The organism is Pseudomonas sp. AC136, from assembly GCF_979258585.1.
In genome coordinates, this window is sequence record NZ_OZ409865.1 from 1,700,002 (window position 1) to 1,712,961 (window position 12,960).

The following is a 12,960-nucleotide window of genomic DNA, read 5'->3' on the forward strand; positions in this document are numbered from 1 at the left end:
CGATGCCACGGAACAGCAATATAAAAGCGCAATGGAAACTGCTGATTAACTTAAAGATTCATCCAACAGCAACGCAACCTTTCCGGACACAGTATTGCTGGCGAGTGCAGCAAAAGCGGCCTCCACATCCTTGCTGGCAAAGGTACGCTCCAATTGCGGTTTTAGTCGACCCTCTGTGAACAGCGGCCAGACGTGCTGACTCAAATCGCTCAGCAAATCGGCCTTGAACTGATCGCTTCGGCTACGCAGCGTGGAACCGCAAAACTGCACGCGTTTGGCCAGCATCAGGCCCAAGTCGAACGTCGCTTGGCGGCCGCCCATTACACCAATGGACACCCAGCGCCCATCCAGTGCGATTACTTGCTGGTTGAGCTCGGCGTAGTTCGCGCCCACCGGATCCAGAATCACATCGAACGGTGCGAAATCGCGCAGGCTTTCAAGGTCTTTGTCTCGCAGCACGCCACCTTGTGCGCCAAGGCTTTCGCAATAGGCCAGGCGATCTGAAGAACCCACACTCACCCAGCACGGGTTACCGAACGCTTTACACAGCTGAATGGCTGCCGAACCGACGCCGCTGGCGCCGGCGTGCAGCAACACTTTCTCGCCGGGTTTCAACTGCGCCAGCTGAAAAATGTTCAGCCAGGCAGTGGCGTACACCTCAGGAATCACAGCCGCTTCAACCAAACTCAACCCTTGTGGAACCGGCAACGCATGACGGCCATCGACCACCACTTCCTCGGCCATCGCACCGCCTGCCAACAGCGCGCAAACGCGATCGCCGACCTGCCATGAGCCGCCTGCACCGACTTCGGTGATAACCCCGGAGCATTCCAGACCCAGCGTGTCGCTGGCACCCGGAGGCGGCGGATAATGGCCGGCTCGCTGGAGCAGGTCGGCACGATTGAGACCGGCCGCGGCAACGCGAATTCGGATCTGTCCGACGTCGCAGGTGAGACTTGGTCGATCTGCCCATTCAGCGCGTCCTTCAACGCCTTGCAATGCCTTCACGGTGCCTCCATAGTGAGTTCGGACTGAGCCCGGTGCGAACCATCGAGCTATTTGCATTATGCAGCCGGGCAACGGAACCGGCGCTCTCAAAGACGGCCTAATATGCGTTATCAACTACCCTCGCGTCGACTCAGCATGCAGCGCTTTTTACCCAGTTCCGCCTTAGCCCTTTTGATCGGTTTCAGTGCCCTCCCTCTCACGGCGTGCGCCACTGCGACCGCGAAAAACAGTTGGGACGCGTTGCAACCAGACCGCGAGCAGGTAATCGCCAGTCTCAACGTAGTGGAGCTGCTCAAGCGTCATCACTACAGTAAACCGCCGCTCAACGATGACCGCTCGGTAATCATCTATGAGAGCTACCTGAAGCTGCTCGACCCGTCGCGCAGCTACTTCACGGCCGGCGACATTGCCGAGTTTGATAAGTGGCGCACACAGTTCGACGATTTTCTTAAGAGTGGCGATCTCGACCCTGGGTTCACCATTTACAAACGTCACCTCGACCGCCTGAAACAGCGCCTCGATTTTGCCCTCGGCCTGCTCAATAAAGGCATCGACAAAATCGACTTCGGCGTTGATGAAAGCCTGATGGTCGATCGCGAAAAAGCGCCGTGGGCCAAAGACACCGCCGAACTCGATGAGCTGTGGCGCAAGCGCGTAAAAGACGAAGTGCTGCGCTTGAAAATCGCTGGTAAAGAACCGGCGGCGATCCAGGAATTGCTGACCAAGCGCTACAAGAATCAACTGTCGCGTCTGGAGCAAACCCGTAGCGAAGACATCTTCCAGGCCTACATCAACACCTTCGCCCAGTCCTACGATCCGCACACCAACTACCTGTCTCCCGACAGCGCGGAAAACTTCGACATCAACATGAGCCTGTCGCTTGAAGGCATCGGTGCCGTGCTGCAAAGCGATAACGACACCGTGAAAGTGGTTCGCCTGGTGCCGGCAGGTCCTGCCGACAAGAGCAAACAGGTGGCCCCGGCTGACAAGATTGTTGGCGTTGCCCAAGGCAATGGCGAGATGGTCGACGTCATCGGCTGGCGTCTGGATGAAGTGGTCAAACTGATTCGCGGTCCAAAAGGTTCGGTGGTTCGCCTGGAAGTGGTGCCTGCCACCAACGGCCCGAATGACCAGACCAGCAAAGTCGTTTCGATTACCCGCGAAGCGGTAAAACTTGAAGAGCAAGCCGCGAAAAAATCGGTACTCAAACTCAAGCACGATGGGCGCGACTACAAGCTCGGCGTGATTGAAATTCCGGCGTTCTACCTCGACTTCAAAGCGTTCCGTGCTGGCGATCCAGACTACAAAAGCACCACGCGTGACGTTAAAAAACTGCTGGCTGAATTGCAGAAAGAGAAAGTCGACGGCGTGGTTATCGACCTGCGCAATAACGGCGGCGGCTCGCTTCAGGAAGCCACCGAGCTAACCGGTCTGTTTATCAACCAGGGCCCGACCGTACTGGTGCGTAATGCCGATGGTCGTGTCGACGTGCTGGCCGATGAAAACCCAGGCACCTATTACAGCGGCCCGATGGCATTGTTGGTGAACCGTCTCTCGGCGTCGGCTTCGGAGATTTTCGCCGGCGCCATGCAGGACTATCACCGCGCCTTGATCCTCGGCGGCCAGACCTTCGGCAAAGGCACCGTACAAACCATTCAGCCGCTTAACCATGGCGAACTGAAACTGACCCTGGCCAAGTTCTACCGCGTCTCCGGCCAGAGCACTCAGCATCAGGGCGTACTGCCGGACATCGCTTACCCTGCCGTGGTCGACACCAAGGAAATTGGCGAAAGTGCGCTGCCAGAAGCCATGCCATGGGACAGCATCCGCCCGGCCATCAAGCCGGAAAGCGATCCGTTCAAACCGTTCCTGGTTGAGCTCAAAGCCCGTCACGATGCGCGCGTCGCCAAAGACGCCGACTTCGTGTTCACCCGCGAGCGTTTGGAACTGGCGCAAAAGCTGAGCCACGAAACCACCGTGAGCCTCAACGAAGTGAAACGCCGCGCGCAGCACACCGACATCGAAACCCAGCAGTTGGCCATGGAGAACACCCGCCGTGCCGCCAAGGGCCAGGAGCCGCTGAAGGAACTGAAGAAAGAGGACGAAGACGCGCTGCCCACCGAAGACGACAAACTGAAACCCGAAGACGATGCCTATCTGTCCGAAACCGGCCAGATTCTGCTCGACTACCTGGGTTTGAACTCGGCAATGGCCAAGCACTGACGGAGCGTCATCAAGCAGTCATCAAACTGTCGTGAAATAAGGGGCTGATAGCGATATCAGCCCCTTTGTTTTTTCAGGACATCGAGAGCGACCCATGACCGTCACCGAGCAGTTGAGCGCGCTGGACCACATCCTTGCTCACGGCGACCTGCATAGCCTGTTTCAGCCCATCGTGTCGCTGTCCGAACGACGCATTCTTGGCTACGAAGCCCTCACACGCGGCCCCTCAAACAGCCCGCTGCACTCCCCCGTCAATCTGTTTGGCGTAGCCCGCCACGCCGGCCGCCTGAGCGAACTGGAACTGGCCTGCCGCAAGAGCGCGTGCCGTGCGTTCAGCGAGCTCCGACTCGAGGGAAAGCTGTTTCTCAACGTCTCCCCAGACTCATTGCTGGAGCCGACGCACCAGCCCGGGCGCACCCTGCAACTGCTGCAGAATTACGGCATTCCGCCGAGCCAGGTGGTGATCGAACTAACCGAGCAATCGCCGACCGAAGACTTCTCCCTCCTGTACACCGCCCTCCACCACTACCGTGCCATGGGCTTTTCGATTGCCTTGGACGACCTCGGCGCGGGCTATTCGAGTCTGCGTTTGTGGTCCGAACTGCGCCCTGATTACGTCAAGATTGACCGGCACTTTATCGATGGCATCCACCAGGACGCCGTGAAGCGCGAGTTCGTCGGCTCCATTTTGCAAATGGCCAAAGCCTCGCGCGCGCAAGTCATTGCCGAAGGCATCGAGCTGGCTGAAGAGCTGACAGTGTTGGCCGAAATGGGCGTCGACCTGCTGCAAGGTTACTTACTCAGCCGACCTCAGGAAGTACCGCCTCGTGATGCACGTAGTTTGTTGCCCAAACTTGATGCCAGCGCGCCGGCACTGAACGACGAAGGCAGCGACCTCACCGCCTTGCTCAATGAACAACCTGCGGTAAAAGAAAGCTTGCCGATTGCCGCCGTGCTCGAAGCCTTTCGTGCCCAAGCGAACCTGAACTCGCTAGCGGTGCTGAACGAAGAACAGCAGCCGGTGGGCATCGTCCATCGGCACTCGTTGTCCGATGCACTGCTCAAACCCTTCGCCACCGACCTGTTCGCGCGTAAGCCGATCAGTCGCCTGATGAGCACCGACTTCCTGGCCGTGGACATCGGCCAAAGCCTGCAAAAGGTCAGCCGCCTACTCACCAGCCGCGCGCGGCAACGCATGGAAGAGGATTTCATCATCACGCTGCACGGTCGTTATCTGGGCCTCGGGCGCGTGATCGATGTGCTCAAGCTGATTACCGAACTTAAAATTCAGCAGGCGCGGCACGCTAATCCGCTCACGCTACTGCCCGGCAACGTGCCCATTCAGCAATGCTTGACGCGCCTCTTGCAACAGAGCCGCGAGGCGGTGATTTGCTACGTGGATATCGACAGTTTCAAGCCGTTCAACGACCTGTACGGCTACGCTAAAGGCGACGAAATTCTGTTGTGCCTGGCGCAATGTCTGAATGAACGAGTGGACCCGACTCGAGACTTCGTCGGCCATATTGGCGGCGACGACTTTCTTCTGGTGCTGGGCTCGGAAGATTGGCGGGCGCGCTTGAATCGTCTGCTGGAAGATTTTCAGGGCCAGTGCCGACGCTTTTACAGCGCGGAACACTTGGAGGCCGGCTGCTTCATCGCGCATAACCGCAAAGGCCACCGCGAGGAGTTTCCGTTGTTATCGCTGTCATTGGGCGTGGTGCATTTGCATCCGTCCAGTTGCGCCAATCTGGACGCAGCGCAACTGGCCGCCTTGGCCTCGGAAGCCAAACGCCAGGCGAAAAATGTGCCCGGCTACAGCCTGCACATTATCGACACGCAAAAGCTTACCGCCTGACTAAATACCCAACTCGGTGGCGCGTTGAGCGTAACGCTCGGCGAGCGCCGGGTCGGCGGCCAAGCCGTGCTCACCTTCGGCGTACAACTGCGCCAGACGGCGAGCGGCCAGTGGGTGACCCGCGTCGGCCGCCAGCGTCCACCAACGCGCCGCCTCGACGCCATCCGGCGTCTTGCGCGTATCGCCCGCCAGGCTGAGCACGCCAAGCTGATATGCCGCCTTGGCATCGCCACCCGCCGCAGCCTTGCCGAGCAGGCGAATACCTTCTTCCCGGGCGCCGAAACCGCGACCGCGAAACACCAGTAAATGACCGTAGAAACTTTGCGCGGGCACGTCGTCCAATGCCGCCATTCGGGCAAACTGGCCTTCCATCCAGGCCCAGACTCGCGGCTGCTTCACCAACGCATGCCAGCGCAACAAGCGCCGGGCAACGAAATAGCCCAGGCGCGCTTTAACTCGCCAATAAACCACTCAGACCTCTTCCGGGTAGTCGTACTCAAACACACGCACCACTTCGGCAGCGTGCCAGGAGGCCGCCGCGATGCCGTCGCTCGGACCACTGAAGCGACCCAAGCGAACGGCGCATTCGAAAAAACCCGTGCGCGGTAAACGGCTGGCACCTTGGCTGATGACTAAGGCGCTGCGCAGCGGGTTTTCCGCACGGGCGTCTAGAGCCGCCAAGTGCTCCAATGCTGCAGTGAGGGTTTGCATCGCCGGGGTTGGCAATTCCAACCGTTCGATCAGGGCGCGATACGTGAGTAGATGCCGTTGCCGGCGCGCCTCAGCGAGCTCACCCAGAAGTGCCTGCCAATGCTGGCGACTGATACTAACGCTCACGTATCGGCCTCCCAACTGCTGACACCAAGGTTCCAGGCCAGGGCGCGGCGAATCGCCGAATCCGGCTGGCGCTCGCCGCTTTCGATCATCTCGAGGTAGTGCGGGCTGATGCCCACCATACGCGCTAACGCCTCGAGGCTCAGACCCTTGGCCTCACGAAGCGCGGTTATTTCACTGAGACTGGACGCCGACGCAATCGGCTCGCTGGCCGCTACCGCTGTGGCCGGAGCACGCCCTGCCGCTTGCAATAACGCTTGATACTCCGCCCATGGCAGCACCGCATATTCGGCCTCGCCATCACGCATGATTACCTGAACATCCATCACCGCCCACCCCATGGAAAAGCAGTGCCGACTGGCTCAGCACTTTCCTTGTAAGCGGGCATCTTAACAGCCCAAATCGCCAACGGGGCGTGATGCGCGGGGCAAGTTTTCCCCGTGGCTAGGGCGCGGAATTGCTTTCGGATGATGGCACTGGTGATGGCAACCTCAGCAATTCTTCCTGCTGCGCCGGGGTTCGCGCGGCGAGCCAGGCACGGAATTCATCCAGCTCGCCGCTCCAGGTGCGCAGCAGCCAACCAAGCACGGCGATGTCGTCAATGAAGCCCACGCCAAGCAACGCATCTGGTATCGCGTCAATCGGCGAGAGGAAATACAACAACGCCGCCACCACCGAGAGCAGCGCTTGTGAGCTGATGCCGCGATATTCACCGCGCCACCCCGCCATACACAGCGCCAGTAACACTCGTAACTCTGCCTTCAATGCGCCCAGACGACCGCCCTGGGATGCGCTCTTGCGCGTGACTGCGAGGAGCAACGCAGGCAATCGGCCGCGGGCGATAAACCGCTGCGCCAATGGCAGGTAACGGGCGAAATTCCATGGGGTTTTCATCGGCATTTCTCCTCAGCCCGCGTGCGCGCTGGGCTGGCTGGGTTATCCACCGAAGCTGTGGATAACCTTGTGAACAAGCGGCTAAGGGTGCAAGCCAAAGCCCATGGCGCGGGGCTTTGCTACAGATCGGGCATTTTTTAATCAGCGCAAAAAAACCAACTAAATCAGCGAGTTACTGAATATATAAATCTGGTACGGAAGTGTCACTTGGCGGCGATGGGAGTTGTTCGCGAAATGTGCATAACCGTAACACCTATGCTTATTTGAGACCCGCCAGTCAACCCGTGGTTCGGATTTTAAACCCGTAGAAACAACAACGCCCCGTCGAGGCGGGGCGCTGGGATGACAAAGGTATTACTGAGCGGGTTCTGGAGCCGATGCTGCGGATGGGTCTTTGATGCCCAGCAGTTCCAGGTCGAAAACCAGTACCGAGTTGGCAGGGATCGCCGGGCTCGGGCTCTGCGCGCCGTAAGCGAGTTCGCTCGGGATGAAGAGCTTGATCTTCTCGCCAACGTGCATCAGTTGCAGGGCTTCGACCCAACCTGGAATCACGCCGCTAACCGGCAGATCAATCGGGCTGCCGCGCTCAACAGAGCTGTCGAACACTTTGCCATCGGTCAGCTTGCCTTCGTAGTGAACAGTCACCACATCGGAAGCTTTAGGTTGAGGGCCATCGGCCTTCTTGACGACTTCGTATTGCAGACCCGAAGCCGTGGTGGTCACACCGTCACGCTTCTTGTTTTCTTCGAGGAATTTCTTGCCGGCTGCAGCCGACTCTTCGGCGAGCTTGGCGCTGCGCTCTTCAGCACGCTTCTGCAGCGAAGCGAAGGCTTCCATCAACTCTTCATCTTTGAGCTTCTGCTCTTTCTTGCCGATAGCGTCTTCGATGCCTTGAGCAACTGCCTTGGAATCGAGATCGTCCATACCTTCTTGAGCCAGGCTTTTGCCCATGTTCAAGCCGATACCGTAGGACGCTTTTTGCGCGGGGGTTTTCAGCTCAACGCTGGTCTGCGAATCGCAGCCCGCGAGCACCAGGCCAACCAAGGCCACCGCCGCCGCTAAACGATGTTGTCTCATACTCATTCCTTGTTAGTGCTAAAGAGGGCAATCGAGTGAAGCGGGGAGCTTAGCAGGCCGCCGGGATCACTGGCTACGGGGATACGAACGGGAAAAGTGCCATAAGTTCAGGCATCCAAACGGAATTTATCCGGGAAATGGCGAGGAAAAATCCGGCGTATTTCTTGAAAAAAATACTGGCGCGCAAGCGACTCAGTTGAGCGGCGGCGGGGAATAAAGGAGGGAGCAAAACGTGGCGGGCAGAAACGAAAAAAGCGGCCAATGGCCGCTTCCTCGTTGAGTCTCTACTTCAGTCTATAGAGACTCATAATATGGCGCAGCGGACGGGACTCGAACCCGCGACCCCCGGCGTGACAGGCCGGTATTCTAACCGACTGAACTACCGCTGCGCGTAACCTCGATTGGTGGGTGATGACGGGATCGAACCGCCGACCCTCTGCTTGTAAGGCAGATGCTCTCCCAGCTGAGCTAATCACCCTTCACTCTCGAAGTGGGGCGCATTCTACGGAGCGATCCTCACCCTGGCAAGCCCTTTTTAAAATAATTTTTACTGACGTTCCAAAGGCTTAGCGCAGGGTTGGCCAATGGCGTTCAGGGGGGAATAATGCGCGCTTTGCGAAAAATGGAGTTCTTCCCTCATGTGGTTCCGCAACCTGCTCGTCTATCGCCTCACCCAAGATCTGCCCTTCGATGCGCAAGCACTGGAAACCGCACTGGCCGCCAAACCCGCTCGCCCCTGCGCCAGCCAGGAACTGACCACCTACGGTTTTATCGCCCCATTCGGCAAAGGTGAAGACGCCCCGCTGGTTCATGTCAGCCAGGACTTCATGCTGATCGCCGCGCGTAAAGAAGACCGCATTCTTCCCGGCAGCGTCGTGCGCGATGCCGTTAAAGAGAAGGTCGATGAGATCGAAGCCGAGCAAATGCGCAAGGTCTATAAAAAGGAACGCGACCAGATCAAGGATGAAATCATCCAAGCCTTCCTGCCACGCGCCTTTATTCGCCGCTCCTCCACCTTTGCCGCCATCGCGCCGAAACAAGGCCTGATTCTGGTGAATGCCTCCAGCCCGAAACGCGCCGAAGACCTGCTGTCCACCCTGCGTGAAGCCATTGGCTCGCTGCCGGTGCGTCCGCTTTCGGTGAAGGTTGCACCGACCGCCACCATGACCGAGTGGGTCAAAACCCAAACGGCTACGCCGGGCTTCCATGTGCTCGACGAATGCGAGCTGCGCGACACCCAGGAAGACGGCGGCATTGTTCGTTGCAAACGCCAGGACCTGACCAGCGAAGAAATTCAGCTGCACCTGTCGTCAGGCAAATTCGTCACTCAGCTGTCCCTGGCCTGGGAAGACAAGCTGTCCTTTGTGCTCGACGACAAACTGATCATCAAGCGCCTGCGCTTCGAAGACTTGCTCACCGACCAGGCTGAACAGGACGGCGGCGACGAAGCTCTCGGCCAGCTGGATGCCAGCTTCACGCTGATGATGCTGACCTTTAACGAGTTCCTGCCGCAGCTGTTCGAAGCACTGGGCGGCGAAGAAATTCCGCAAGGCGTTTAACCCCCCGTTCAGGAACTCACCATGCGCGCACTCGCAGCTCTCAGTCGTTTCGTTGGCAATACGTTCGCGTATTGGGTGCTGCTGTTCGCCGTGGTGGCGTTCTTTTTCCCCCATTTATTTATCGGCTTGAAGGTCGCCATCGTGCCGTTGCTGGGCGTGGTGATGTTCGGCATGGGCCTGACACTCAAGCTCGACGATTTCGCCGAAGTCGCTCGCCATCCGTGGCGCGTGGCATTGGGCGTGGTTGCGCATTTTGTGATCATGCCGGGCGTGGCGTGGCTGTTGTGCCAGCTGTTTAACCTGCCGCCAGAGATTGCAGTGGGTGTGATTCTGGTCGGCTGTTGCCCGAGCGGTACCGCCTCCAACGTGATGACGTGGCTGGCCAAAGGCGACCTGGCGTTGTCGGTAGCCATTGCCGCCGTCACCACCTTGCTTGCGCCGCTGCCGACGCCTGCGCTGATCTGGCTGCTGGCGTCGGCCTGGTTGCCGGTGTCGTTTGCCGAGCTGTTCTGGTCGATTTTGCAAGTGGTGTTGCTGCCGATCGTGCTGGGCGTCGTCGCGCAACGGCTGCTCGGCGAACGCACGCGGTTGGCGGTGGATGTGCTGCCGCTGGTCTCGGTCGTCAGCATTGTGCTGATCGTCAGCGCCGTGGTGGCAGCCAGTCAGGCGAAAATCGCCGAGTCCGGTTTGCTGATCATGGCGGTGGTAATTCTGCACAACAGCTTTGGATTTTTGCTGGGCTACTTCACTGGCAAGGTCTTCAAGCTGCCGCTGGCGCAACGTAAATCGCTGGCGCTGGAAGTGGGGATGCAAAACTCCGGGCTCGGCGCCGCGCTTGCCAGCGCGCATTTCTCCCCGCTAGCTGCGGTGCCCAGCGCGCTGTTCAGCGTATGGCACAACATTTCCGGGGCGCTGCTCGCAACGTGGTTTCGCCGTATGCAAGATGACCAAGCGGCACCTGGCTCCCTAGAAAAGCCTAATCAGTCCATATCCTGAAACGTCTGCCAGGCTTGCCATCTGACAAACCTTGTGCAAAATACCGCACAGCCTGAGGACGACCTTGGGCCTGCCTTTCACTCGGGGACGACCCCACACACTGTGGAGTTAGTCTCATGTCCTGGATCATTCTGATCGTCGCCGGCTTGTTCGAAGTGGCGTGGGCCATCGGCCTGAAATACACCGACGGCTTCAGCCGCCCTCTTCCCACTGCACTCACCGTTGGCGCCATGCTGGTCAGCCTGGGCCTGCTGGGTCTTGCCATGAAAGAGCTGCCGCTGGGCACTGCTTATGCGATATGGACAGGGGTGGGTGCCGTGGGCACGGTCATCGCCGGCATCATCCTGTTTGGCGAAGCCGTGACTCTGGTCCGCTTGGGTAGCGTGGCGTTGATTATTTGCGGCTTGGTTGGCCTCAAGCTCAGCCACTAGCAAGGGCGACGGCTGTAGGAGCTAGCGTGCTAGCGAACCCTGCAAACGAGATTCGCGATCAGTTTGCGGGATTCGCCAGCAAGCTGACTCCTACAAAAGGCTTACCTGATGCTGCCGCGCAACTCTGCCACCTGCGCTTGCAACAAGGCCGGCGTGACCATCTCTGGCGCCAGCGGCGTGCCGGCCACCAAGGTGATGCGCGACCACAGGCGACGGAACAAGCCTTTGTTCGGGTCCCTGCTGAAGAAGCTGCCCCACAAGCCTTGCAGCGCCAGCGGAATCACTGGTACCGGGTTCTCTTCCAGAATGCGCGTCACGCCGGCTTTGAACTCGTTGATCTCGCCATCAGTGGTCAGCTTGCCCTCCGGGAAAATCAGCACCAACTCGCCGTTCTTCAGGTAGTCGCCAATTCTTTTGAATGCCTGGTCGTAGATCAGCAGGTCCTCGCTGCGCCCGGCAATCGGCACGGCGCCGGCGGTGCGGAATATAAAGTTGAGTACCGGCAAGTTGTAGATCTTGTAATACATGACGAAGCGAATCGGCCGCCGCACCGCGCCGCCAATCAGCAGCGCATCCACAAACGAAACGTGGTTGCACACCAACACGGCGGCGCCCTCGTCTGGAATTCGGTCCAGTTCGCGGTGCTCGACGCGGTACATGGAATGGCTGAGCAGCCAGATCATGAAGCGCATTGTGAATTCAGGGACGATTTTGAAGATGTAGCTGTTCACCGCGATGTTCATCAGCGACACCACCAAAAACAGCTGCGGAATGGTCAGCTTGGCGACGGCCAGGAACAGAATCGAGGCGATGGCCGAGACCACCATGAACAACGCGTTGAGGATGTTGTTGGCAGCGATCACGCGTGCACGCTCATTCTCAGCGGTGCGCGACTGAATCAAGGCGTACAGCGGCACGATGTAAAAACCACCAAAAATACCGATGCCAAGAATGTCGCCCAACACCCACCACGCCTGGCCGTAGCCCAACACTTGCAGCCAGCTGTGCGGCTCGGCGGTTTGTGGGAAGTTGCCGGAATGACACCACAGCAAAATGCCGAACACGGTCAGACCGATCGAGCCAAACGGCACCAGACCGATCTCGACTTTGCGCCCCGACAAGCGCTCACACAGCATCGAGCCCAAGGCGATGCCGACCGAGAACACGGTGAGAATCAGCGTCACCACGGTTTCGTCACCAAACAGCCACTCTTTGGCGTACGCAGGAATTTGCGTTAGATAAATTGCGCCGAGAAACCAGAACCACGAGTTGCCAACAATCGAGCGCGATACCGCCGGACGCTGGCCCAGGCCCATGCGCAAAATGGCCCACGACTGGCGAAAGATATTCCAGTCCAGCACCAGACTCGGCAGCGCCGCCGACGCGGGCGGAATGCCTCGGCTGGCGACGTAACCGGCAACCGCGATGGCGACGATGGCGGTGGCCACCAGCGGCGCATACGTTTGCTCGGACATCATCACACCGGCGCCGATGGTGCCCGCCAGAATGGCCAGAAACGTGCCCATCTCGACCAAGGCGTTGCCGCCCACCAGTTCGTCTTCACGTAGCGCTGCCGGCAAAATCGAGTACTTCACCGGCCCGAACAGCGCGGAATGCGTGCCCATGCCGAACAGCGCGACGAACATCAGCGTCAGGTTGTTGAGCAGAAAGCCCGCTGCGCCCACCGACATGATCAGAATTTCCGCGAGCTTGATGGCGCGGATCAGCCGGTGCTTGTCGAACTTCTCGCCGAACTGGCCGCCCAGCGCCGAGAACAGGAAAAACGGCAGGATAAACAGCAGCGCGCACAGGTTCACCAGCACGGTGCGGTCGCCAGAAATACTCAGTTTGAACAGGATGGCCAGAATCAACGACTGCTTGAAAATGTTGTCGTTGAAGGCGCCGAGCAATTGCGTCACGAAGAAAGGCAGAAAGCGTTTTTTACCCAACAAAGCGAACTGCGAGTGTGTGGTCATGATCCCTGTGTACCTGTGGTGAGGCCACGCCGGCCGTCCAGCATTGGACTGCAAATGCGTGGCACAAAGCCACAGGACGAAACGGATTTTGTGCTGGAAAGTGCGAA

12 protein-coding genes and 2 tRNA genes are annotated in these 12,960 nt (G+C 58.9%); 5 read left to right on the top strand and 9 right to left on the bottom strand.

The features are described 5' to 3' along the window. Window positions 1-45: 45 nt before the first annotated feature. A complete protein-coding gene (locus tag ACZZZU_RS07635) occupies window positions 46-1,008 on the bottom strand; it encodes an NAD(P)H-quinone oxidoreductase (RefSeq protein ID WP_463550264.1) in 963 nt (320 codons plus the stop codon). 135 nt (window positions 1,009-1,143) lie between these two features. On the opposite strand from ACZZZU_RS07635, the gene ACZZZU_RS07640 reads away from it, so the two are divergent. Together ACZZZU_RS07640 and ACZZZU_RS07645 are read left to right on the top strand one after the other, a co-directional pair. Next, window positions 1,144-3,231: a carboxy terminal-processing peptidase gene (locus ACZZZU_RS07640; protein WP_463552120.1), complete on the top strand. Its 2,088-nt coding sequence runs from the start codon at window positions 1,144-1,146 to the stop codon at window positions 3,229-3,231. Between the two features lie 94 nt (window positions 3,232-3,325). Continuing rightward, window positions 3,326-5,086, top strand: a complete 1,761-nt coding sequence (locus ACZZZU_RS07645) for an EAL domain-containing protein (protein ID WP_463550265.1) — start codon at window positions 3,326-3,328, stop codon at window positions 5,084-5,086. Here ACZZZU_RS07645 and ACZZZU_RS07650 read toward each other — a convergent pair whose 3' ends face one another. The 7 genes from ACZZZU_RS07650 to ACZZZU_RS07680 form a co-directional block, all read right to left on the bottom strand. Continuing rightward, complete coding sequence (locus tag ACZZZU_RS07650; protein WP_463550266.1) at window positions 5,087-5,557, bottom strand: SEL1-like repeat protein; 471 nt, start codon at window positions 5,555-5,557, stop codon at window positions 5,087-5,089. After that, window positions 5,558-5,923 (bottom strand): hypothetical protein, encoded by a 366-nt coding sequence (locus tag ACZZZU_RS07655; protein ID WP_122493879.1) that lies wholly within the window; start codon window positions 5,921-5,923, stop codon window positions 5,558-5,560. It abuts the gene before it with no gap. Then, on the bottom strand, window positions 5,920-6,246 hold the full coding sequence (locus ACZZZU_RS07660) for a helix-turn-helix domain-containing protein (protein WP_463550267.1): 327 nt from the start codon (window positions 6,244-6,246) through the stop codon (window positions 5,920-5,922). Before ACZZZU_RS07660 ends, ACZZZU_RS07655 begins: the two co-directional genes overlap by 4 nt. A 118-nt stretch (window positions 6,247-6,364) precedes the next feature. Next, window positions 6,365-6,814: a YkvA family protein gene (locus ACZZZU_RS07665; protein WP_463550268.1), complete on the bottom strand. Its 450-nt coding sequence runs from the start codon at window positions 6,812-6,814 to the stop codon at window positions 6,365-6,367. Between the two features lie 354 nt (window positions 6,815-7,168). Continuing rightward, a complete protein-coding gene (locus tag ACZZZU_RS07670) occupies window positions 7,169-7,891 on the bottom strand; it encodes an FKBP-type peptidyl-prolyl cis-trans isomerase (protein WP_463550269.1) in 723 nt (240 codons plus the stop codon). Between the two features lie 312 nt (window positions 7,892-8,203). Beyond that, window positions 8,204-8,280, bottom strand: a tRNA-Asp gene (locus ACZZZU_RS07675). 13 nt (window positions 8,281-8,293) lie between these two features. Then, window positions 8,294-8,369: transfer RNA gene (locus ACZZZU_RS07680), tRNA-Val, on the bottom strand. 160 nt (window positions 8,370-8,529) lie between these two features. Here ACZZZU_RS07680 and rdgC point away from each other — a divergent pair. From rdgC to sugE, 3 genes are all read left to right on the top strand, one after another. Beyond that, on the top strand, window positions 8,530-9,450 hold the full coding sequence (gene rdgC / locus ACZZZU_RS07685) for a recombination-associated protein RdgC (RefSeq protein ID WP_463550270.1): 921 nt from the start codon (window positions 8,530-8,532) through the stop codon (window positions 9,448-9,450). Between the two features lie 21 nt (window positions 9,451-9,471). Beyond that, on the top strand, window positions 9,472-10,446 hold the full coding sequence (locus ACZZZU_RS07690; RefSeq protein WP_463550271.1) for a bile acid:sodium symporter family protein: 975 nt from the start codon (window positions 9,472-9,474) through the stop codon (window positions 10,444-10,446). A gap of 116 nt (window positions 10,447-10,562) precedes the next feature. After that, entirely contained in the window at window positions 10,563-10,877 is a 315-nt protein-coding gene (gene sugE / locus ACZZZU_RS07695) for a quaternary ammonium compound efflux SMR transporter SugE (RefSeq protein ID WP_463550272.1), read from the top strand. A 101-nt stretch (window positions 10,878-10,978) separates the two neighbouring features. Here the strand turns inward: sugE and ACZZZU_RS07700 are convergent, their stop codons facing one another. Then, on the bottom strand, window positions 10,979-12,853 hold the full coding sequence (locus ACZZZU_RS07700; protein WP_463550273.1) for an MFS transporter: 1,875 nt from the start codon (window positions 12,851-12,853) through the stop codon (window positions 10,979-10,981). Between the last annotated feature and the right edge of the window lie 107 nt (window positions 12,854-12,960).

Bases quoted from the DNA above. Each gene is read 5' to 3' on its own strand.
- ACZZZU_RS07640 (WP_463552120.1), top strand. From the start codon at position 1,144: ATGCAGCGCTTTTTACCCAGTTCCGCCTTAGCCCTTTTGATCGGTTTC.
- ACZZZU_RS07645 (WP_463550265.1), top strand. From the start codon at position 3,326: ATGACCGTCACCGAGCAGTTGAGCGCGCTGGACCACATCCTTGCTCAC.
- ACZZZU_RS07660 (WP_463550267.1), bottom strand. From the start codon at position 6,246: ATGGATGTTCAGGTAATCATGCGTGATGGCGAGGCCGAATATGCGGTG.
- ACZZZU_RS07665 (WP_463550268.1), bottom strand. From the start codon at position 6,814: ATGAAAACCCCATGGAATTTCGCCCGTTACCTGCCATTGGCGCAGCGG.
- ACZZZU_RS07670 (WP_463550269.1), bottom strand. From the start codon at position 7,891: ATGAGACAACATCGTTTAGCGGCGGCGGTGGCCTTGGTTGGCCTGGTG.
- rdgC (WP_463550270.1), top strand. From the start codon at position 8,530: ATGTGGTTCCGCAACCTGCTCGTCTATCGCCTCACCCAAGATCTGCCC.
- ACZZZU_RS07690 (WP_463550271.1), top strand. From the start codon at position 9,472: ATGCGCGCACTCGCAGCTCTCAGTCGTTTCGTTGGCAATACGTTCGCG.
- sugE (WP_463550272.1), top strand. From the start codon at position 10,563: ATGTCCTGGATCATTCTGATCGTCGCCGGCTTGTTCGAAGTGGCGTGG.
- ACZZZU_RS07700 (WP_463550273.1), bottom strand. From the start codon at position 12,853: ATGACCACACACTCGCAGTTCGCTTTGTTGGGTAAAAAACGCTTTCTG.